The 21,050-nt window shown below is 46.3% G+C and carries 18 protein-coding genes; 9 read left to right on the top strand and 9 right to left on the bottom strand.

The features are described 5' to 3' along the window. Positions 1–106: 106 nt before the first annotated feature. Complete coding sequence (locus AC5JR3_RS22150) at positions 107–253, bottom strand: hypothetical protein (RefSeq protein ID WP_495848719.1); 147 nt, start codon at positions 251–253, stop codon at positions 107–109. 232 nt (positions 254–485) lie between these two features. Between AC5JR3_RS22150 and AC5JR3_RS22145 the strand changes: the two genes are divergently transcribed. The 3 genes from AC5JR3_RS22145 to AC5JR3_RS22135 all read left to right on the top strand — a co-directional run bounded on the left by AC5JR3_RS22145 (position 486) and on the right by AC5JR3_RS22135 (position 7,010). Beyond that, the gene (locus tag AC5JR3_RS22145) at positions 486–4,442 is read left to right on the top strand and encodes a PAS domain S-box protein (protein ID WP_495848718.1); all 3,957 of its coding nucleotides are present in this window, start codon (positions 486–488) and stop codon (positions 4,440–4,442) included. 256 nt (positions 4,443–4,698) lie between these two features. Continuing rightward, entirely contained in the window at positions 4,699–5,145 is a 447-nt protein-coding gene (locus tag AC5JR3_RS22140) for a response regulator (RefSeq protein WP_495848717.1), read from the top strand. Beyond that, positions 5,145–7,010: a putative bifunctional diguanylate cyclase/phosphodiesterase gene (locus tag AC5JR3_RS22135; protein ID WP_495848716.1), complete on the top strand. Its 1,866-nt coding sequence runs from the start codon at positions 5,145–5,147 to the stop codon at positions 7,008–7,010. Before AC5JR3_RS22140 ends, AC5JR3_RS22135 begins: the two co-directional genes overlap by 1 nt. Positions 7,011–7,069: 59 nt before the next feature. On the opposite strand, the gene AC5JR3_RS22130 is transcribed toward AC5JR3_RS22135, so the two are convergent. Continuing rightward, positions 7,070–7,633 (bottom strand): NUDIX hydrolase, encoded by a 564-nt coding sequence (locus AC5JR3_RS22130; RefSeq protein ID WP_495848715.1) that lies wholly within the window; start codon positions 7,631–7,633, stop codon positions 7,070–7,072. A gap of 545 nt (positions 7,634–8,178) precedes the next feature. On the opposite strand from AC5JR3_RS22130, the gene AC5JR3_RS22125 reads away from it, so the two are divergent. Further along, complete coding sequence (locus tag AC5JR3_RS22125) at positions 8,179–9,882, top strand: M48 family metallopeptidase (protein ID WP_495848714.1); 1,704 nt, start codon at positions 8,179–8,181, stop codon at positions 9,880–9,882. Positions 9,883–10,193: 311 nt separating this feature from the next. Then, positions 10,194–10,733 carry a DUF3172 domain-containing protein gene (locus AC5JR3_RS22120; protein WP_495848713.1) on the top strand — a complete coding sequence of 180 codons (540 nt, stop codon included), beginning with the start codon at positions 10,194–10,196 and terminating at the stop codon, positions 10,731–10,733. 112 nt (positions 10,734–10,845) lie between these two features. Here the strand turns inward: AC5JR3_RS22120 and AC5JR3_RS22115 are convergent, their stop codons facing one another. Both AC5JR3_RS22115 and AC5JR3_RS22110 read right to left on the bottom strand, forming a co-directional pair. Continuing rightward, complete coding sequence (locus AC5JR3_RS22115) at positions 10,846–11,445, bottom strand: Uma2 family endonuclease (RefSeq protein ID WP_495848712.1); 600 nt, start codon at positions 11,443–11,445, stop codon at positions 10,846–10,848. Beyond that, a complete protein-coding gene (locus tag AC5JR3_RS22110; protein ID WP_495848711.1) occupies positions 11,429–11,719 on the bottom strand; it encodes a hypothetical protein in 291 nt (96 codons plus the stop codon). The genes AC5JR3_RS22115 and AC5JR3_RS22110 overlap by 17 nt, the downstream gene beginning before the upstream one ends. 83 nt (positions 11,720–11,802) lie before the next feature. Between AC5JR3_RS22110 and AC5JR3_RS22105 the strand changes: the two genes are divergently transcribed. Next, positions 11,803–12,444 (top strand): Uma2 family endonuclease, encoded by a 642-nt coding sequence (locus AC5JR3_RS22105; RefSeq protein ID WP_495848730.1) that lies wholly within the window; start codon positions 11,803–11,805, stop codon positions 12,442–12,444. Between the two features lie 420 nt (positions 12,445–12,864). On the opposite strand, the gene AC5JR3_RS22100 is transcribed toward AC5JR3_RS22105, so the two are convergent. Continuing rightward, positions 12,865–13,947, bottom strand: coding sequence for a CHAT domain-containing protein (locus AC5JR3_RS22100; RefSeq protein ID WP_495848710.1), 1,083 nt, complete (start codon positions 13,945–13,947; stop codon positions 12,865–12,867). Positions 13,948–14,024: 77 nt separating this feature from the next. Between AC5JR3_RS22100 and AC5JR3_RS22095 the strand changes: the two genes are divergently transcribed. Further along, positions 14,025–14,174, top strand: a complete 150-nt coding sequence (locus tag AC5JR3_RS22095; RefSeq protein ID WP_495848709.1) for a hypothetical protein — start codon at positions 14,025–14,027, stop codon at positions 14,172–14,174. A 9-nt stretch (positions 14,175–14,183) separates the two neighbouring features. Next, positions 14,184–14,819: a TVP38/TMEM64 family protein gene (locus AC5JR3_RS22090; RefSeq protein ID WP_495848708.1), complete on the top strand. Its 636-nt coding sequence runs from the start codon at positions 14,184–14,186 to the stop codon at positions 14,817–14,819. Between the two features lie 206 nt (positions 14,820–15,025). Here AC5JR3_RS22090 and AC5JR3_RS22085 read toward each other — a convergent pair whose 3' ends face one another. Together AC5JR3_RS22085 and AC5JR3_RS22080 are read right to left on the bottom strand one after the other, a co-directional pair. Continuing rightward, complete coding sequence (locus AC5JR3_RS22085; RefSeq protein WP_495848707.1) at positions 15,026–16,369, bottom strand: erythromycin esterase family protein; 1,344 nt, start codon at positions 16,367–16,369, stop codon at positions 15,026–15,028. A 44-nt stretch (positions 16,370–16,413) separates the two neighbouring features. Beyond that, positions 16,414–17,076: a phosphoribosyltransferase gene (locus AC5JR3_RS22080; protein ID WP_495848706.1), complete on the bottom strand. Its 663-nt coding sequence runs from the start codon at positions 17,074–17,076 to the stop codon at positions 16,414–16,416. A gap of 506 nt (positions 17,077–17,582) precedes the next feature. Here AC5JR3_RS22080 and AC5JR3_RS22075 point away from each other — a divergent pair. Continuing rightward, positions 17,583–18,149: a Uma2 family endonuclease gene (locus tag AC5JR3_RS22075; RefSeq protein WP_495848705.1), complete on the top strand. Its 567-nt coding sequence runs from the start codon at positions 17,583–17,585 to the stop codon at positions 18,147–18,149. Here the strand turns inward: AC5JR3_RS22075 and AC5JR3_RS22070 are convergent. After that, positions 18,078–18,281, bottom strand: coding sequence for a hypothetical protein (locus tag AC5JR3_RS22070; RefSeq protein WP_495848704.1), 204 nt, complete (start codon positions 18,279–18,281; stop codon positions 18,078–18,080). The genes AC5JR3_RS22075 and AC5JR3_RS22070 overlap by 72 nt on opposite strands. 56 nt (positions 18,282–18,337) lie before the next feature. Beyond that, entirely contained in the window at positions 18,338–20,743 is a 2,406-nt protein-coding gene (locus AC5JR3_RS22065; RefSeq protein WP_495848703.1) for a tetratricopeptide repeat protein, read from the bottom strand. Positions 20,744–21,050: the final 307 nt, after the last annotated feature.

The raw sequence follows: 21,050 nt of genomic DNA, 5'->3' as shown, positions 1-21,050 counted from the left end.
TAGAACGAAGTGAATACTTAAAGGTTTTTAGTCAGAGCTGAAGGCCGCACTGTAAATCAATTTAAGAAAGTTTTACATTGCAACACAAAGTTTGATTTGTTTGGGTCTACTTATTTAGCAAATATTTTTTAATTTGTTGAGCGGTAATCTGTAGGGGAATACAATAATTGTTTGGAGTTGGGGCGATGCGATCGCGAACCAGGACTACAGGATTACGAATACAGTTATCGTCATCATGATTCAGTACCGACATCGCGACGACGATGATGATTAATGATTGTAGTTCTTGTTAAGAGAATATGACGAATTAATAATAAATAAGCGACTAATAAAGATACTTATTACTCGCCTCTAAAGTGTTTGTCCCTAGCTCACTCTGCCCTTCTTGCTTCTTTACTCCTGATGCTCTATAGCATAAATGACAGGAGTTTTCAGCTAATGTCATTGGCACTGACACAGACTAAAACTGTAGTGTAATGTCACGAATGATGACTGAGGCAAACAGCTCCCCTAGCCGTATAAATGTGCATCCCATGCGAAGCAGCACCCAAATTCAGGCAGAAATTGTAGCGGAAATCGGATATTTCCTCCCGTTCTTCGCCCCAGCCCTTGACATCCCTCAACTGCTGGAATCTCTTTGGCAACAGACTCGCAGTGCTTATTTCTTCAACCCGTTGCCGACTTTATTAAAAGAAAAAATTTTTGCTTACTTATCGCGCTATTGTTCGGTTTCATACTGCCTGTTGTGTCACTGTTGCAGCTTGCGATCGCTGGAAGTATCTGCCCAAGAAATTCTGGAACTCATTACTCAACCCGCAGCAATGCTTCTGGAAGATATCACAGCGGACTTGCAGTTTATCGGGGAGCGATCGCCTTTGCCAGACGAGCCCAACTATCCCGATATTACGTCGGGGATCGAGCCTGATTCGGCTGTGGAAGATGCTCTGGTGCGCCTGGGGGTATTTATGTTTATCCAGCCTACTAAAGCAGAGGCATGTCGCGCCCAAGTACGCTCGTTTTTAGGCCCTGTACTGTATGGTCATTGGGTAGCATTTTTGGGTTACATCAAGTTTTGTCATCAATGGGCTGAAAGCTATCCCGACCTTTGTGTTGCCGAGGATCAACGCGCTCAATTGCATTTAGCGCCGTTACTGCAAGCTGAACCCCAATTAGACGCATTTTTTCAAACCTATAACGCCCTCGTACAGAGGGAACGGCAGCAACGCGAAGCAGAGTTGGCGGCGCAGGTGAGCCAGTTGCAGCGTTTAGAACAAGAACTGCGCCAAAGTGAAGAACGGTTTCGGCAGGCGTTTGTCAATGCACCGTTTCCTATGCTGATTCATGCCGAAGATGGGGAAGTGGTGCAACTCAACTCCACCTGGACAAAATTGACGGGTTACACCCACGCGGAGATTCCCACGATAGCTGATTGGACACAACGGGCGTATGGAGAATCCTACCAACTCGCCCACGATAAAATTGAGCGACTTTACAAGCTTGAGAGCCGAGTGGATGAGGGAGAATTTACGCTGACAACCAAAGCAGGTATCAGCCGTGTTTGGGAGTTCAGTTCTGCTCCTTTAGGTCAGTTGGTAGATGGTAAACGATTAGTGATCTCGATGGCAGTAGACATCACAGAGCGTAAGTGTGCAGAAGCGGCATTGCTTACGAGTGAGTCACGCCTCAACTTAGCGCTCAATGCCACCAATACGGGGATTTGGGATTGGGATCTAATTACCAATAAAGTGGTTTGTTCTGAAAACACAAAAGTGCTGCTTGGCTTGGAAAAAGGGCAATTTATTAATACCTACGAAGATTTTTGCCACTTCGTCCATAAGAGCGATCGCGCAGTTGTGATGCAGGCGGTGGCTGATGCCGTTGAGAACCGGGAAGAGTTACAGATTGAATTCCGCGTTATTTGGTCTGATCAAAGTGTCCACTGGCTAGAAGTAAAAGGGCATGTTGTTTGCGATCAAGTCGGTCATGTTATCCGCCAGACGGGGATAGTAGTCGATGTGACCAAACGTAAACAGACGGAAGCAGCACTCCGAGAGAGCGAACAGCGCTTCCGGGTGCTATTTGATCAGGCAGCCGTAGGCATTGCCCAAGTCGCGATGGATGGACGGTTGCTTCTAGTTAACCAACGGCTTTGTGACATTGTTGGCTACACCGTAGCGGAGCTATCAGAGCTGACTTACTCAAAAATTACCCATCCTGATGACCTAGCGGTCAATGTTGGCTACTATCGCCAAATTTTAACTGGGGAGATTCAGACTTACTCCTTAGAAAAACGCTACATCCGCAAAGATGGTGCTCACGTCTGGGTTAATTTAACGGTGTCGCTGGTGCGGGATGCGGCGGGTACGCCAAAGTATTTTATTCAGATTGCCGAAGATATTAGCGATCGCTTAAGCGCCCAAGAAGCACTGCAAAACCTTGTGGCTGGCACAGCAGCGGTGACGGGTAGTGAATTTTTCCGGATGCTGGTTCGTCACCTAGCCGCCGCCCTCGGTGTGCGCTATGCACTGGTGTCGGAATGCGTTGATCAGCAAGTAGACTGCGCCAAAGCCATTGCCTTCTGGTCAGGGGAGCAGTTGGTGGAAAACTTTGAGTATGACTTGGCATCAAGTCCCTGCAAGTTAGTTACTCAGCACCAAGAAATACATTACTACCCGGATAATTTACAGACACTCTTTCCCAAAGATCCCACCGTTATCGGTATGGAGGCGGTGTCTTACCTGGGAGTGCCGATGTTCGACACTTCAGGAATGTTGATCGGTCATCTGTGCGTACTAGATGATAAACCCTTTACAGAAGAGCAGCGGACTAAATCCATTGTTAGTATCTTTGCGGCACGAGCAGGAGCCGAACTGGAACGCCAGCGGGTTGAGGAAGCCTTGCAAGAGGAAAAACTTCGCTACCAATTGGTAGCACGGGCAACTAATGATGCAATTTGGGACTGGAATATAGTCACTAACCACTTGGAGTGGAATGACGGTATTGAGACTTTAAGCGGTTATTCAAGAGCAGATATCCCGCCTGATGCCAACTGGTGGGATGAGATGATCCATCCCGATGACTACGAGCGATACACAGCAAGCATTCATGCGGTAGTTCATAACGGTGGCAACATCTGGTCGGAGGAATACCGCTATCGGCGCGCTGATGGGTCTTATGGTCTGGTCATTGACCGGGGCTATATTGTTCATGACGATGAGTGCAACCCAATCCGGATGATTGGCTCAGTGATGGACATTACGGAGCGGGTTCGGGCTGAGGAAGAACGGGACTTGACGCTCAAGCAGCTCGAACAAGAGCGATCGCAACTTGAAGCAATCCTGCAACAAATGCCTGCGGGAGTCTTCATTGGCGAAGCACCTTCGGGAAGGCTGACGATGGGCAACCAGCAAGTCGAGCAAATCTGGCGTCATCCCTTTTTGCCGTCAGCCAGCATTGAAGAGTACCGGGAGTGGAAGGGTTTTCATCCCGATGGACGAGCTTACCAACCCCACGAGTGGCCCCTAGCCCGTTCCCTAACGATGGGAGAAGTGATCGCCAAAGAGGAGATTGTCGTGCTGCGGGGTGATGGTACCTATGGGGTGATGCTGACTAGCTCGACTCCGATTCGTGACGTTTCTGGAGAAATTACGGCGGCAGTCGTTATCTTGTATGACATCACTGAACGCAAACAAGCCGAGCAGGAAATCCAAGAACTCAACGAACAGCTAGAAAATCGCGTACTGGAGCGCACTGCCCAACTCACTGCCGCCAATTTAGAACTGGAGGCGTTTGCCTACTCCGTCTCTCACGATTTGCGTGCGCCCCTGCGGTCAATTAATGGTTTTAGTCAGGTGTTGTTGACACGTTATAGCGATCGCTTTGATGAAAAAGGGCAACACTACCTGCAACGAATTTGTGCCAATAGTCATCGGATGGGAGAACTGATTGACGATCTGTTGCTGCTCTCCTGCATCACCCGCAGCGAAATGTGCCACGCGCCAGTGAATTTGAGCGCGATCGCTCTTATGGTTGTCGCCAACCTGTGCCAGGTGCAACCCCAGCGAGAAGTTGAAATCGCGATCGCTCCTGACTTAATTGCCAATGGTGATGCCAAACTCCTCCAAATTGTTTTAGAAAATCTTCTCAACAACGCCTGGAAATACACCTCCCATCACGATACTGCCCGAATTGAGTTTGGTATTACTGATCAATTTGACGACCAATTAGCCTATTTTGTCCGTGATGATGGAGCAGGCTTTGATATGGCTTATGCCGATAAATTATTCCAAGCCTTTCAACGGTTACACACTGAACGTGAGTTTCCGGGAACCGGAATTGGCTTGGCTACTGTCCAACGAATTATTCATCGCCACGGGGGAAAAGTTTGGTCTCAAGCAGCAATTGAACAAGGCGCAACGTTCTACTTTACGCTGCCTTCATAAAATTGGCTTAAATACTACTAAAAACGGATCACAATTTACGTTAGCTTCATAAATAAAAGCGACATCGGTTACTTTTTAAAGTTCTAGTAATTGATCTTATCGAAATTTTAAAGACTTTACACCATGAGCTTTTTGGATGAATGCTAGAATGCTTTTACTGAGATTTATCTCCTTAAAGAGTCGTGGAATTACCGTTACAAAAATCATTGAGTTTAGCTGAAAATATTGAGAATAATATTTTCTTAAGACTAAATAAATGACCAGCCAAGTTGTCTTATTGGTAGAAGATAATCCCGATGATGAAGAATTAACTCTACTAGCTTTTGAAGAAAGTGGGCTTTCCCCGAACTTTGTTGTTGCCCGCGATGGCGTGCAAGCACTGGATTATCTGTTTGCCACAGATACATTGACGAGCCGCAGACTCAACCCGTTGCCCACGCTTGTCCTGCTAGATCTGAAGTTACCCAGAATTGACGGCATAGAGGTTTTGCGCCGTATCCGTGCTGATGACCGTACAAAGTTACTTCCTGTTGTTATTTTGACTACCTCAAGCGAACAACAAGATCTGATAAACAGTTATAGTACTGGCTGTAATAGCTATATCCGCAAACCAGTAGACTTTAGCCAGTTTCAAGACGCAGTGCGACAACTAGGCTTGTACTGGCTACAGTTGAATGAAGTACCCCCGATAGCAAGAGTGTAATGAACAAGCCAGTGCGAGTATTGATTGTGGATGACTCGGAAGAGGATTCAGAGCTGCTGGTCTATGAATTAGAACGCGGTGGTTACAACCCTGTTTATCTCCGAGTAGACACACCCGCCGCGATGATGGCGGCTCTCAATCAGCAGCGGTGGGATATTGTCCTCGCTGACTATTCAATACCGCAGTTTAGTGCCACAGTTGCCTTAGCGTTGTTGCAGGAAAAGCAGCTCGACATCCCCTTCATTATTGTTTCCGGCAGCATTGGTGATGAGACTGCCGCCGCCGCGATGACCGCTGGAGCTCATGACTATCTACTCAAAGCGAAACTTGCACGACTGGTGCCGGCGCTAGAGCGGGAACTTCGAGAAGCACAGGTACGCCAAGAACACAAACAAGCACTCTTCAAACTGGAATACCTCGCGTTTAATGACACCCTGACGGGGTTACCTAACCAAAGGTCGTTTCTCAACAGTATTCAGAAACGCATCGAGCAAAGCCAGCGAAAACTCCACGGTTTGTTCGCCGTCTTGTTTTTGGATATCGACCGCTACCAAATCGTTAAATACAGTCTAGGGCACTTACTAGCTGAGCAATTGCTAGTGGCGATCGCTCGTCGCCTAGAGACGTACCTCAACCCTGGAGATATTTTTGCACGGGTCGGTACAGATGAATTTGCCCTACTCCTGGGAGATATTCAAAACCCCCAGTCAGCCCAAGACAGAGCCGATCAAATTCAGACAGCCCTAAAAACTCCCTTCAAACTCGATGGTCTTGTCGTCTCCTCCAGCACCAGCATTGGAATTGTCCTCAGCACTATTGGTTATGACCAACCGGAAGACTTTCTCCGTGGCGCTGACATGGCAATGCACCACGCCCGAACACAAGGTAGGGGCGGTTCGGCAATTTTTGATCGAGCCATGCAGACTCACGCCGTTGAACGCCTCCAGCTAGAAACTGACCTACAACGAGCGATCAAATGCCAACAGCTTCATCTCAACTATCAGCCTATTGTTTCCCTCACGACAGGCAGAGTTGTTGGGTTTGAAGCCCTAGTGAGATGGCAGCATCCCACGCTGGGGATGGTTTCTCCGAGTGAATTTATTCCGATGGCAGAAGAAACGGGGCTGATTGTCTCTTTGGGGGAATGGGTACTGGAGGAATCCTGCCGACGACTTAGCCTCTGGCAAGAGCGATTTCCCAAAAGCTCACCTTTGAGCATTAGTGTCAATTTATCAGCCAGAGAACTTGTACAACCGGGACTAATTGAACGAATTGACGAGCTATGCTTTGCCTTTCGGTTAAAAGCTGAAAGCTTAAAGCTGGAAATTACGGAGAGCATTCTCCTGGAAAATGCGGAGGCGGCGGCGACTATCTTGGCACAACTGAAACAGCGACAAATCCAAATCAGCATTGATGACTTTGGTACAGGTTACTCGTCGTTGAGCTATTTGCACCGCCTTCCCATCGATACGCTCAAAATCGATCGTTCATTTATCAGTTGCATAGACAAGCAGGGAAAAAATTTAGATATCGTCAAAGCGATCATCCCTCTAGCTCACAGTCTGAAATTAGATGTCGTTGCTGAGGGGGTGGAAACCGAGGAGCAGTTGCTGAAGCTCAAAGCCCTAGGATGTGAATATGGGCAGGGTTACTTTTTTTCGCCACCCCTAAATGATCAGGCTGTTGTTGCCCTAATTGCAACCATGCCGAGGATGGAGATAGAGAAAAAAAAGTTCGTTACCGCGATCGCGGATCATTCTTCAAGACGAAAAAATTCTGGCGCTGATGATTTTTTCAAGGCATCAGATAGCAGAGAATTACGCAGAGTATCGTCGAATCAAAGATTTTCCTCTACTACAGGATAAAGGATGCGTCTCAACTTCAACCTCTATGTACGCTCTTGAGTAATCCTGTATAAAATAATTCAACTAGGGGAACGTTTAGCCAAGTGATCTAAACCTAAAAACAAAGCAGCGATCGTACCGGAAACACAAATTTCCCCCGATGCAATCTTTCCGATAACATCCTGAATCGGAATCAATTCAATCTCAACCGCTTCAGTGATATCTAATTGTTGCTTACCTGTGGGTTGAGCATTACTAGCAAGAATAAGATGAATTTTGTTGGTATCTTTAACTGGATTATCATACAAAATTGCTAGTTCAGTTAGCTGCTGTGCCACATAGCAGGTTTCTTCTTCTAGCTCTCTGGCAGCCGCTGTTAGATGATCTTCTACTTGAGGATCGAAACTACCACCCGGAAGCTCAAGTAAGATTTTGCCAACTCCATGACGATACTGACGAACGAAGACAATCTCTTGATTTGTTGTGACGGCTAGCACAAGGGCAATATCGGGTCGAATATGGACGAAATAGTCATCAATGATTTTACCGTTTGGTAATTCAACCGTATCTTGCCTAACCTGACACCATTGATTATCAAAAACGAGTTGTGAGTGGAGCGGTTTCCACTTTCTAATAGCAGTCATTCAATTGATTACTGGTAAATTGTGGGGAATAAAAAATAGACCTCTTGCATAAGTCGAATAGACCCCCCTTAATCCCTCCTTACTAAAGGGGGAGACTTGAAATCTTGCCCCCTCCCCTTACTAAGGGGAGGGTTGGGGAGGGGTCTGGTACATTTTTGCAAGAGGTCTAATCTGAGTAGACTAAATAAATAGATTGACTCTGGTCTGAACCGATTGTACTCGGTATAGTGCCATTTCCCTTTTAGGGGGCAATACATAGATCCCCCTCAACCCTCTTTAAAAAAGGGGAGCAAGAAAAGTATCTGTAGCAAGCATTTAGAGAATCGGTACAATACCTCTTTTCAATTGTGAAGTATTAGTTGCAAGCGAGTGAACTACTTGAGTTTCGGCAGGAGGAGTGTTTACCTCAGCTAAAGTAATGGCGATCGCGATCGCGTTGAATATAGGTGTGGATGCTGATGAGCAAGTGCCATGCTCTAATGCTAAAAACCACCAACTTTTGCTAAACAGTAATTAAACTGATTGAAAAATCCTTAAAATCCCCGATGAAACTTCTCAGGAATTCGCTGTTGCTCTCTGTCAGTGTCCTGCTGCCTACTACCACGGCTGTTGTAGCCGAAACAATGGAATCGCGATCGCCTATGGATGTGATTGTCATTTCTGAGCCGCTCCCAACTCGTGAGGAAAGCATCTCCACCCCCGTCGAAACAATTGTGATTCCTGATGTCACCCCTGTCGAAGACGACGTACCGGAGGTGACAGGGGCAACTGAAGCAGTAGAAGCAGAGGCGGCATCTGAGGCAGTAACCAATGCTGAAGAGGTGGAAGTTGAAGAAGAGATCATAGACACGGAAGAAGACGCAGCCACCGCTACGGAAGAAGAACCTGCCCTCTCGCCAGAAGAAATTGCCCGCCAAGAAAAGCTGATCGAGGCAGACAGACTCTATATAAATGGGCAAACTGCCGCCGCCCAAAAGCTGTATCGGGAAGCAAAGACCCCCTTTGAGACAGAAGCCGCAGCAACTCAGCGTCCTGAGCCAATTTACGAGCCTAGCCAGCTTTCCCCCGCCGGAAGTGTGTACTGGCGTCAGTCAACAGCCGGGTTAGAGCAAAATCTACAAACGAAAGTTTTGGTACCTCTGCAGTTGTTAGTCGAGCAGTATCCAGAATTTATCCCTGGTCATTTGCGCTATGCTCAAGCGTTGAAAAAGTATGGGCGGGAAGAAGACTCCCTAGAGGTTTTAGAACAGGCGACAAATTTCTATCCCTATGAACCAGAGTTGTTGAAAGCCAAGATTGTTGCTTTGGGCGAAGAGAAAAAATGGCTGGAAGCCTCTCTAGCGGCACGTCAGTTTGCCTTGTTTAACATCACCTCTCCCCAAGCAGATGAGTTTGCTCAACTCGCCGATCAGAATTTAGAACGCTATCAGTCTCATTTACGTGCTGACTTACGAGGAAGCGCGATCGCCAATGCGATTACAGGTGTCCTCGGCTATGTTGTAACGGGAAATTTGTTCGGCCCGATCTCGGCAGTGCAAACCACGACTATGCTACTACGGGGTGAATCTGCTGTCGGCGAAAGCATCGCTAACCAAGCTCAACGACAGCTAACCTTAGTAGAAGACGAACAGGTACTGGAATACGTCCAGGAGATTGGGAATAAATTGGCGACTGTTGCCGGACGCAGCGATTTTGAGTATGAGTTTCATGTCGTGGCGGACGATCGCCTCAATGCCTTTGCTCTGCCAGGAGGCAAAATTTTTGTCAATGCGGGAGCAATTATGAAGACGAAATCTGAGGCAGAGTTAGCTGGTTTGCTGGCACACGAACTCTCCCATGCGGTCTTGTCTCATGGCTTCCAACTGGCAACACAAGGGAATTTGATTGCCAATGTGACCCAGTATTTCCCCCTTGGAGGTACCGCCGCCAATCTCATCGTCTTCAACTACAACCGGGATATGGAACGGCAGGCGGATGCTTTAGGGACACGCATTCTCGTTTCGAGCGGCTACTCCGCCGATGGGATGCGAAATCTGATGGTAACGCTGAATGAGGAAGACCGCACGGGGCCTGTGTTTGCGTGGCTTTCAACTCACCCAAATACAGAAGAGCGAATCCGTAATTTGGAAAGCGCGATCGTTGAAAATGGCTACAATCGCTATGCCTACGAAGGTGTGGAACGCCACAGAGAAATTCAAAAACGAGTGGCTACCCTGCTTAAGGAGCACGAAGAGCGTCAGGAGGAGTAAGCCGGGAATTTAACCTTTACTTTTTAGAAGCGATCGCCAAATTGAATTTTCTGGGTTGAAATCAAGACTGTCCTCGTGGGTGCCGATTCCCAGCTCCTACAAGCAAGCCTAGGGAGGCAAGAAACGACAGATTCAACTGGGCTATGCAACATCGCTCTAAATTGGCTAGGATCTAGGAAATTCCTGTTTCAATAATGATTGAAGATCGGCATTGTTTCAGGAATCTGACCCAGTTGAAGTGTCTCTAGACATACTGAAGAAAGAAACTGCTACTATCACATTTCCCCTAAGCCTCTAAAACTTCGTCAACGATGAAACGCAGATCCAGACCCCCTGAACCCAAACCCCCAATCGATAAGCGATCTAACCCGATAAGCGCCTTATTTAACTACACTTCTCTGGCACTGATTGGAGGCATTTTTATCCTGGGAATTGGCATTGGTATCGCCTTTAGCTCGACGGCGTCGTTTAACCCAGAAAACGTTGCCTCTCGTGAAGTTATTGACAGGAGTGCGCCCAATCCTGAGCTTTGCGTTCAATATGGAGCCAGCGCCATGGTGACGGATTTGCGCGTTTACTTGACTCTCAACCCTTTTAATGTGTACGTGACTCAGCCAGCTATGCGACCCGGATGCGTTCTCCGTCGCAATAACTGGTCAATTCTAGAACAACGGAATCTTATCTCCTCAGAGCAGGTACGCGATTGCAAAAACCGGATGAATACCTTTGGCTACACAGGTACTCTTGAGGGTTCGCCGGAGATTACCTGTGTCTATCAAAATGATTCTGCGAGTAACTTGTTCCTCCAACCAGGAGCAACGGGAACGCGAACAGAAACAGATAGTTTTTAAGGTAGTTGTACTCAATTAAAAAACCTCAATGACATCATCGTTATTGAGGTTTTTGTTTTTGGCGATCGCATTTGAGATCCAGAATCCAGGGAGTTGTAGAATTGACTGCCTTCTAACTGTTGCTTGCTTCTGCTGACTCAAACTCAACCTTGTCATAAATATCTGCAAGCGTTATTTGGAATGAAAGCGAGTTTAGAGAAACTATTTCATCGACATCATCATACTCAGCAAATACCCAGCGTTTTTGCTCAGTTTTGAAGTAGTGCTCAATGTGCATCGTGTATTGATCTATAAGAAGATATTCCTGAAAACTAGGAATCGTTCGATAGGCGGCAAATTTTGCATCTTTGTCATAGCTTCTAGTAGATTCTGACAACACTTCAGCAATCATCAAGGGATTAGTAATAGTGTCTCGCCGTCCTGCTTGTAGTTGCAATTCACCTGAAACTACCATGACATCAGGATAGGTATAGATGCGTTTTCTCGGAATCCAGAGTCGTTGATCGGTGACGAACACTCGATAAGGTTGACGCTTGAACGCAAAATTCAGCGAACTACTGAGGTTCAGAGTAATTTGATTGTGATTAGGGGTTCCGCCAGCCATCAGGACAATTTCACCATTGATATATTCATGCCGTTCTTCTGAGTTAACCTCAAACTCAAGATATTCTTCAGGTGTGTAAACCTTTTTCTCTTCAGCTTGCATAATCATTGGATTTTAATCTCCAAGGTTTCAATTGCCTGTTCCACTCCTGTTCTAACAAGTTCTCGCAGGAGAGCAATAGTAAAGAACTGCTGCAAGGTAGTGCTTTACTATTGATCCATACTTGTCTAACTCTAAGACCTAGGATTGTTGTTTCAGTTTCAGCTTGAGCGATCGCACTGTTAATCCTCCACATTCTGAGTGTGCGATCGCATTGAGCATGGTTCTTGGTCAAAGCAGCGATCGCATCCTGTGCCAGGATATCCAGTGGTAGTTGCGTCATCTTGTTATCCCTGTTCTGGGGATAACGGGAGGCGATCTCTCCTACGTTAAGATGTTAGAAATCGGTAGCCAATCATGGTTGTTATGAGCCAACTGCAAGCGAAACTACCAACCGATACCTGGGTAAATGCAACCTGGAACGAATACCTTCTGGCAATCAACGATCCTAGCTCCGAAAAAGCCAGAGGCTACTACTATGACGGACGCATGAGGTTGGAGATGTCTGCACTTGGTAATCCTCATTCCCGCGACCATTTCATTGTTATTGCTGCGATTTCTCTGTTCGCGGGTGTTCGAGACATTGACTTCGATGGTCATGACAACTGCACCTACCGCAAAACGGACTGTGCAGAAGCGCAACCCGATGTTTCGTTTTATCTGGGTGCGAATGCAGAAACAGTTCCTTGGGAAGTAACTATAATCGATCTCGATAGCTACCCACCTCCCGATCTAGTAATTGAGGTTGCCTACTCTTCCCTGGCAGATGACAAAGGTGAGAAACGTTTACTCTACGAAGCACTTGGAGTTCGGGAGTATTGGATTATTGATGTTCAAAATGTTCAACTGATTGCGTTTGAGATCCAGAATCAAGGTAGTCGCAGAATTTACCAGTCCCAGGTACTTCCAGGTTTGGATATTTCGCTGTTAGAAGAAGCATTACGGCGTAGTCGGCAAATGAATCATGGCAAAGTAAGTACCTGGTTATTGTCCCAATTTCAAGCTTGAGCGATCGCGCCGTTCAGCCTCTACATTTATTGGTGCGATCGCTCCTATCATTCATTACAATAGGCTGGTGAACACGCACCAGAGCCAACTCATGCTTCTGCGTTGCACATTGACGTAATGATTTGAAACGAAATTTGGAGTGTTGAACTACTAAGTCATTCTGTAACTATGCAACCCCCATGCTTCACTCCTAATTTAGGTTGCTCGCTCTTTTCATTAGGAGAGGCTGAGGATAAGAGAAATTAAATATTATTGAATGTGGATGTTGGGTTTTCTGACGTCAACCCAACCTTCGGCGAGGAGCGGTGCTATGGCATTTGATAAGGCATAAAGGTAAAGTTGAGTGGCGGCAATTAACCTCGAACGAAACACAAAGGGTTCCGAGCCGTCTGCTACAGTGAGGCGTGAGGCTGCGCTGATTCAGTATAGATAATCGTCAATAATTAGGCTAGGCGGACGAACCAGGATAATACTCTCTGAAGCTAAACCATCCTGTGTAAAGAGTACTGGTGTATTTTCTTCAGGAATTCCTTCCAAAAGTAAAGCGGCTACACCCTGATCAAAAGCTTGCTTGATAGAACGTCCAAATCCAATCGCAGAGTATAACTGGGCAGCAAATACTCGCGCAGCATTATCGCTAATTGCATGATTCATGCCGATAGCTATGTCTACGTGTTGTATAACTGCTTCTGCTTGAGCGTGAGAAAAGCAAGCGTTAAACACTACCATGCGAATGTTATCAGTGACGCTACTCATGGTCGTGACTATCGCTTCCTTACTTACTAACTTAGTGCTGCCATCATTAGTTTGAAAAACAAGTTCATTACTACTTGAACCGTGTCCACTGAAGTGGACAATGTGAGGTTTCAGTTCGTTTAATACTTGGAGAATATCAGAAGGACGTACTGCCCATCTAGATACGAGTTGAACCGAATCCCTGTGTTCTGACGCTCGAATTTTCTCTGTAATCGCACGTATTTCTTCATCTAGCCGGAGTTGGTTTTGGTCGATAGGGTTTGACGCTAAAAAGAGAACTTTAATTGTTTCAGGCAATCGGGCTAAGTCGATAATTAAACGACTATCTTTAAGTTGATTCTGGAGTTGTGCTTGTCTCTCTGTTTCACGAGTAACTGTTTTTGCATGACGCAGTTCCTCATCTCGACGACGTTTAGCGTCAGCATCTTGCTTCTTCTGCTCTTGCTTTTCAGATTGCTCTAACCTTTGCAAGTTGCGGTTTATATCAGCCATTTTCGTGGAAATTTTAGTCTCTAAATCCGCCAATTTCTTTTGGCATTGAGCTAAATCTTTCTGCTTAGAGTCGAGTTGCCGTTGCTTAGACTGTTGAGTGCTAATGCTCGTACTGCTTGTAATACTTCGCCTGATTGAAGATATATAGTTTTGAATCTGTGCGATTTTATTACGTTCGCGTGCAAGCTCCTGCTCTAAATTGGCTTTTTCCTTTGTGAGTCGGGTAATGCTTGAACGGTACAAGTTTATGGACATAAATCGATTCGGGCAAACAGCGAAACGGCTAGTGTGTTTGTTCTAGTCTATATGATAATTCTCAACTAGGAGTGGGATTGGCAGCCCAACTCAGAGCGATCATCTTCGGTACCCTAACGAGAGCGCCTCCACTACGCTACGCGATCGCATCCTCAAACAAACTTGCGCGATCGCTCCATCGCAGTCCCATCTATTTCATGCCACCATACCAGATAGGTTTCCAGTAGTTAAACCCCATGAAATACAACGGGCTGAAAATTCTTCGATGGGTTCTGATTGCAGTTCTCATTGCTCTAGCTATCTGGCTACTCAACAAAATTGGCATTGAGCAAGTGCGAGAACAAGTCGATCGCTTTGGCATCTGGGCACCTGCGATCCTGTTTGGACTGCGCTTTACCAGCATCATTGTGCCAGTACTTCCGGGAACCGCTTACGCGATTTTGGCAGGAGGTCTGTTTGGCTTTACTCAAGGATTGCTGATAGTTGCGCTAGCCGATCTAATCTCCTGTACATTCAACTTCTATATCGCTCGTCGCTATGGACGCGGCTTAGTAGAGCGGTTTGTCGGTCAGCAATTTATGGACAAGGTCGATCGCCTCGGTCAACGACACTTGGAAGGCAACTTTTTCCTGATGACAGGCTTTTTAATGACAGGATTATTTGATTTCGCCGCTTATGCTGTCGGGCTGACCAAAACCCCCTGGCGAAGCTACTTACTAGCGCTAGTTGTCAGCATCCTTATTGCCAAGCCACTTTGGGTAGCGGCTGGTGCTGGAATCTTTGAGGGTAGTCAGTTACTTTTAGGCTTTGCGTTACTCGGAGTATTCGGCATCGGCATTGTAACCGCCGTTGTTCAACGGAAGCGGGCGTAATTTTTCGGTACTCTGGACATGGCGCTTGTTACTTGGCGGAACGAAAGATGCGATCGCCAACCTCATGAAAAGAGCGATCGCCCCTACTAAAATTCAGCTCAAAGGAGCTTTCCACTACCCTTAAAAAAAGAAATTGTCGGGAGACATTGCCCCCCTACTGACTTGTATAGCCCTAGCCTTATGCAGACATGGCAAATTTTTGCACCTTACACCTGGAAAGGAAAAGTTTCCGGTGCGTCGCCCCTATCCCATTGGAAAGTGCGCTCTAAAGGTTCGAGTGCTTGGGTTTCATCAATATGAAGTATGGCGTCAAACTGATCGGGTAGCCGTGCCGAAAAGTAATGGCTAGCACGCTCCGATTGCGGGAGATAAATAACACCGATGGCGCGTTCCAATAACGGGTGACGCAACTTTTCTACGGCTGGACTATCTTGCCGCAGGTTCAGCATAAAGCGCGGCAACCCCGTCTCGTGGAACAAGTACTCGTAACTACCTGGGAGTGCCGGACGGACGCGCTTGCGTTCAGCGGGTGCGCCCCAATCTGAGGCAGCCGTGACAGTACCCGTATAGGTGCTAAAGCCGACCAAAACCGCATCGCGATCATAGCGCTGACGCACCAACTGACCGACATTGAGTTCCCCAGCATCCCCCATCTCTGTGGCGCGGGCATCTCCTAGGTGCGAGTTGTGCTCCCAAACCACGACCTTCATCGGCTGTCCCTGCTGCTCAAAATGCTCAACAAGTTGGTTGAGGGTTTCAGCCATGTAGCGATCGCGCAAATTCCACGAAGAAACCCGACCCCGGAACATCGAGCGGTAATATTCCTCCGCGTTCTTTACTAACCGTGCATTCTGCTCAGCGTAGAAATACTCATCCTCTGGCAGGCGACCATCGCGCTGGGCGTACTCAGTCGCACCGCGTTGCAGTTCTACAAGTTGGTTGACAACTTCTTTCTCGCAAGATTCATTCAGTCCAAAGCTAGCCGCGTACCCGTAGGATCGGCTATCCTCGCCAAAATGATCAAAACAGGAGTAACGGTAGCGTGCCCGTTGTGCTGCTTCTGGGTCAATCTTGTCAAGATACCGCAGCACCTCCTCGATCGAGTTATGTAGGCTATAGAGATCCAGACCGTAAAAGCCGACTTTAGAAGATTGAGGCAGGGCGTCATTGTATTCGCGCAACCAATTGACAAAATCGACCACATCTGTATTCCGCCACATCCAGGTCGGGAAACGTTGGAAGTTAGCCAGTGCTTCAATGCTACTGGCATCATCACTCGCGCCGCGTACATAGCGGTTAACGCGGTAAGCATCCGGCCAGTCGGCTTCAACCGCTACTGCTGTAAAGCCCTTCTCTTGAATCAATCGCTTCGTGATTTCAGCCCGCTGTTGATAAAATTCATGGGTTCCGTGGGAAGCCTCACCGATGAGTACAAAACGAGCATCACCAATTAGCTCCATCAAGGGGTCGTAGTCTGAAGCTGCCCCGGTGAGCTGATGCGCGGCTTCACGCACTTGATTCGTTAATTTGGTCAGTGTTGCATCTGGCATTTCCTTAACCCTCTTCTTATAGATTGCTGCGGTATAGTCCTTTGCTAATTGCTGGAAGCAACAGATTGTTCGTAGGAGGCACGTTTTAATAGGTCACGAACTTCTTCGTCAGTGGTTTGCGAGAAGTTGTCGTACCAAAGACCGACAGCGTGGAATGGCTGCGGAGTGGTAGCACAGAGCATTTCATCTACCTCCGCTCGGAGCAAATTGCAGGTTTTAGGTGCTGAGACTGGCACCGCCGCAATTAGTTTTTTGGGCTGTTGTTGTCGTAAAGCAAGGGCAGCAACGCGCATCGTGGCACCCGTCGCCAAGCCGTCATCGACAATAATGACTGTGCGATCGCATACATCCAGTGGGGGAAGATCGTCTCGGTAAGCCTTTTCCCGCCGCTCTAACTCTTCCTGCTCTTTAGCAGCGACTCGATTAATCTTCTCCTCAGATAACCGCAGTGGTTTGACGACATCTTCGTTGAGAACGCGAACACCACCAGAGGCGATCGCCCCCATTGCTAACTCTTCATGACGAGGTACGCCCAGCTTACGCACTAAAAAAACATCGAGTGGTGCCTTAAGTGCTTTGGCAACTTCAAACGCCACAGGCACCCCGCCGCGTGGCAATCCCAGTACCAGCACGTCCGGACTGTTAGCGTAAGCGTTAAGCTTCTGGGCTAACTGTTGACCAGCGTCTGTTCGATCTCGAAATAACATTTGATTCTTAGGCTTGCTTATCTAGTTTTTTAAGATTTGTATTGAGTTTTACGACATAAAGTTATAGCTCGTTAATACAAACGGTCTTAACGAAAATACTCTTGCTTATTTAAAGAAGCTGTTAAATCTTCAATTCAGGTTTATAAGCAACCCGTGTCTTTAATAAAAGGCTAGAGCTGCCTATTAAGCGATTCGTCGTCCTTAAGGTAGAAACTGTTTTTTATATAACCCAACTGATTTATCGTCTAGATAGAGCCGTTAGTTACCCAGAGGGCAAAGCTCTTCGTGCCAGTTTTGCGTAAGTTTTTACCGTTTCGTAAGGTATATCCAACTCAATCGCGATCGCTTCTTTCACCTGCTGCGCCGCTTCCCTGTCCGGACATAAACCCGCCAGAAAACCATATATAGGATGATGTCAGTACCATTGAGGCGATCGCTCGAGAGCTAGTCGTCTAACGTGCCACACTAGAAGCAAGGATTCGGGAACATCTCAGGACGCTTGGGTTATGACAATCTCCACTGAGAAAAAGGTCTGGACAGATGAGGAATTTATGGCATTGTCCAAAGATGGGCATCGCTATGAGTTGGTGAATGGGGAGCTTGTGGATATGGGCAACTCAGGGATGGAGCATGGTGAAATTGGCTCATTGCTGGGGGGTCTTCTGGCAATATATGTTCGGCAACATAAGTTGGGAACAGTTTGCGATTCCAGTACAGCATTTACCTTAGAGAATGGGAATAAGCGATCGCCCGACGTATCCTTCGTTTCTAAAGAACGGCTCAAGGGCTTAAAGCGTCCGCCCCGTGGTTTCTTTCAAGGTTCTCCTGATCTGGCGGTTGAAATTCTTTCACCCAGCAACACAGTTGAGGAAATCCACCAAAAGATTGTGGAGTACTTTGAGAACGACACTCGCTTAATCTGGGTCATTCATCCCGATGAAAAATATGTTCTGATCTACCATTCGCCCGAACCTGATCGCTTCCTTCGTTCTCAAGATGCGCTAGATGGTGAAGAAGTCGTGCCAGGTTTTTCCATGTCTGTTGCCGAACTGTTTGAAGAGTGGGATTTTTAGCGATCGCTCATCGCCAGGAAACTGAATAACCACGCCAAAAATTATCGTCAAGCGATCGCCCGAAACATCTGCTTGGGCATAACGACTCAGTAACGTCTGAATATACTGTCGATATTGGGCTACCTTGTCCATTGCGCGATCACCTCACTTACTGGCTCATACACAAGTAGCAAAACCTGATACTATTTTTAGTCTCCAGCTTTCATTGCCTGTTGCACCTTTTCAACTTGCTTTGGTGCTTCCATTTCGCTGAAGAGTCGAATTGCCTTTTTAAAATTTTCCTGACTCTTATGATCTTCACCAATTTTTTGATAAGTTAATCCTAGCTGATAGTAAGCTTCAGCTATATCGCATTTAGCGCCAATCTTATCCAACAATTTTATTGCTTCAGAATGATGAGAGAGTGCTGTTTCAAAATTTTCTTCTCTATAAAGCTCGGCTAACCCGATTAAAGCTTTGGCTTTCACTTGAGGATAGTTTGCTCTTTCAGAAAATGAAATTGCTTGACAATACAGATTGTAGCTCTTTTCTTTGTTTTTTAAATTTTTATAAGTTGCTCCTAAAAATAATAGGCTATATCCTGAACTCCACGCACTCCACTGTCTCGTTATTAGAGATAATTCTTGCTCAACTTTATTGGCTAATCTTAATGCTTTCTGTTCATGACCTAACTGGGAATTTAAGAAAGCTAGACAATACCAAGCAGACACTGCGCATCTGTGACATTCGTTAGTTTCAGCAAGAAAAGTAACTTTTTCAAACAAATTTATTGCCTCTTGGATCTCTCCAAGATCTATTTGGCAAAGACCTATGTTGAAGAAGGAAATTATTTCAAGCTCTTTATCTTTAGATTCGATAGCCATTTCTCTCGATTTTTCATGATATTTAATGGCTTTATGTAAACAGCCTGTAAGCCAATATAAATCACCTAAAATATTGTATACTCGACTGAATTCATGACCAGAACTAAATATTATTATTTTGTCTATTACAAATATCATTAATTGTAATAAACCTAATCTATAAAAGGAATTGCCAAGAAACTCATTCTTTTTCTCTGGGGTTTTTCTCTTTTTTATGATTACGTTACATGCTTGTTTATAAGCATTGATTTCTATGTAGTGGTAGTAAGCTTCCAATGCTCTCATTGCATCTTCTACAACTTCAACAACCTTAACACTCTCTGTCCAAAACTCTGCGGCTTTCCGGTTTGCTGTCTCCCAGTCTTCACTTGCCCTGAGCCGACTTATCGCCTCTGCCCGAATTACTGGATGCAGCCAGTATTCACCATTACCAAACTCAACTAAAGAGCGATCTTTCAATGACTTAATAACCCGCCGATGTTTTGCTTCCGGAACATCCCAAAGCAAACAAAAAAGCCCTCCTTCAGGTACAGTAGGCACATCTTGATAGCGATAGCATCCCATTCTGCACAGGAGTTTATAGGAATCAGAGTCAAGTTGTTGCAGACGGCTAAACTGAGTTGCAACTAAATCTTCTAAGTCTCTTTCAATTAACAAATCTCCCTGATTTACTTGCCAATATGCTTCTAAATCGCCTTCATAATCCTGAAGGATTGCACTGCTGAGGATATCCATTGCTTTAGCATTGCCGCCATATGCTTTGTGCATCTCATGTAAGGCGGGAGAATCAACCTCACCTGTGGGGAGAATCTCCCCAGCGTCCCTTTTTAAGGAGGGAGAAGAGGTTTGAATGTTGCGACTGTAAAAAAACGCCTGCCATGCTGCCACATCTAAACCCTCTAAGGGATAGTGCCGAACAGTGACAGCAGATTCTCGCAAGCACTCGCGGCTAGTAACTAACGTGACTGATTGCACCGTTGGATCGCTTAAAACTCTCAACAACTCTACATAGCCACGATGAGGTTCAATAAACTTGCCATTTTTATCCAGGGCGGGTTCAAGGTTATCAATCAACACGCCGATTCTTTCTGTCTGAAGCTTCCGCTTCAACCGATCCAGCGATACACCAAACTCCCTCCCCGGTTCCTCACCCAGTTGCTTTAATCGTTCCTCAACTAAGCTTTCTACTGATGTGATGTTTTGAGTTTCCTTGGCGATGGGGAACTCTATATATGAGCAAAATTGCTGCTGAAGATAGATTCGAGCCAAGGTTGTCTTTCCCACACCACCTTTGGCACAAATCAAGATAACCTTTGTGCCTTGGCTGACGAGGGTGTTGAGGTGTGCGATGTCGCTTTCCCGCCCTACGAAGCCAGGATTTCTTCCTTCTGACTCTGAGGAGGAACGTCTGGACACATCAGTTTTTAGAATTTGACCAGACGGTAATGCTGCTTTTGAGACGCGACATGAATATCGCTCTACTACTGCCCGTAAGGTGTTTCTTGTAACCCTCTCCTCAAAAAGTGTTGTCAATCGCTGCCACAACTCAGAAGCATCGTCCTTTATTGTTCCTAGCCCATACGCCTCACTGTCTGCAATCTGCTGATATGTTTTGCCTTGTCTCCCTTTCCAAACCTCTCGAAAAAGGGTGCTTTCAATGTTATCTAGGTTTTTCAGCCCTCGATCCACAAGTAACGAGTTGGTAAAACCAATTGCTTGATCAGCATCCATTGAATTGTCAGGTTTAGCGTCACTCTTAAGCCACAACTTTAACCGACTTTTTCCGACTTTGCTAATTTTTCAAACTACCAACTTTTAAAGATTTATACCGACTGACATAACATTTACCTCTCTGGCAGACTGTGAAGTGTGGGAAGCAAGGTTAATTCTTCACCCAACTTCCCCTCTCAAACACACTACTTAAACAAGAGGTCAACAAACCATGTCTAACGAACACCAAGGATACTCCAAGCAAGAAACTGACTTTTGGGGCGACCCGGTCACCCGGCACTATGACACGACTCACGAACAAACTGGC

It is taken from the genome of Kastovskya adunca (genome assembly GCF_059505785.1).
This window is presented reverse-complemented; position numbering and strand designations above follow the sequence as displayed.

Excerpts from the sequence above, each read along its gene's own strand:
- AC5JR3_RS22150 (WP_495848719.1), bottom strand. The coding sequence starts at position 253 with ATGTCGGTACTGAATCATGATGACGATAACTGTATTCGTAATCCTGTA.
- AC5JR3_RS22145 (WP_495848718.1), top strand. The coding sequence starts at position 486 with ATGATGACTGAGGCAAACAGCTCCCCTAGCCGTATAAATGTGCATCCC.
- AC5JR3_RS22140 (WP_495848717.1), top strand. The coding sequence starts at position 4,699 with ATGACCAGCCAAGTTGTCTTATTGGTAGAAGATAATCCCGATGATGAA.
- AC5JR3_RS22135 (WP_495848716.1), top strand. The coding sequence starts at position 5,145 with ATGAACAAGCCAGTGCGAGTATTGATTGTGGATGACTCGGAAGAGGAT.
- AC5JR3_RS22130 (WP_495848715.1), bottom strand. The coding sequence starts at position 7,633 with ATGACTGCTATTAGAAAGTGGAAACCGCTCCACTCACAACTCGTTTTT.
- AC5JR3_RS22125 (WP_495848714.1), top strand. The coding sequence starts at position 8,179 with ATGAAACTTCTCAGGAATTCGCTGTTGCTCTCTGTCAGTGTCCTGCTG.
- AC5JR3_RS22120 (WP_495848713.1), top strand. The coding sequence starts at position 10,194 with ATGAAACGCAGATCCAGACCCCCTGAACCCAAACCCCCAATCGATAAG.
- AC5JR3_RS22115 (WP_495848712.1), bottom strand. The coding sequence starts at position 11,445 with ATGATTATGCAAGCTGAAGAGAAAAAGGTTTACACACCTGAAGAATAT.
- AC5JR3_RS22110 (WP_495848711.1), bottom strand. The coding sequence starts at position 11,719 with ATGACGCAACTACCACTGGATATCCTGGCACAGGATGCGATCGCTGCT.
- AC5JR3_RS22105 (WP_495848730.1), top strand. The coding sequence starts at position 11,803 with ATGAGCCAACTGCAAGCGAAACTACCAACCGATACCTGGGTAAATGCA.
- AC5JR3_RS22100 (WP_495848710.1), bottom strand. The coding sequence starts at position 13,947 with ATGTCCATAAACTTGTACCGTTCAAGCATTACCCGACTCACAAAGGAA.
- AC5JR3_RS22090 (WP_495848708.1), top strand. The coding sequence starts at position 14,184 with ATGAAATACAACGGGCTGAAAATTCTTCGATGGGTTCTGATTGCAGTT.
- AC5JR3_RS22085 (WP_495848707.1), bottom strand. The coding sequence starts at position 16,369 with ATGCCAGATGCAACACTGACCAAATTAACGAATCAAGTGCGTGAAGCC.
- AC5JR3_RS22080 (WP_495848706.1), bottom strand. The coding sequence starts at position 17,076 with ATGTTATTTCGAGATCGAACAGACGCTGGTCAACAGTTAGCCCAGAAG.
- AC5JR3_RS22075 (WP_495848705.1), top strand. The coding sequence starts at position 17,583 with ATGACAATCTCCACTGAGAAAAAGGTCTGGACAGATGAGGAATTTATG.
- AC5JR3_RS22070 (WP_495848704.1), bottom strand. The coding sequence starts at position 18,281 with ATGGACAAGGTAGCCCAATATCGACAGTATATTCAGACGTTACTGAGT.
- AC5JR3_RS22065 (WP_495848703.1), bottom strand. The coding sequence starts at position 20,743 with ATGGATGCTGATCAAGCAATTGGTTTTACCAACTCGTTACTTGTGGAT.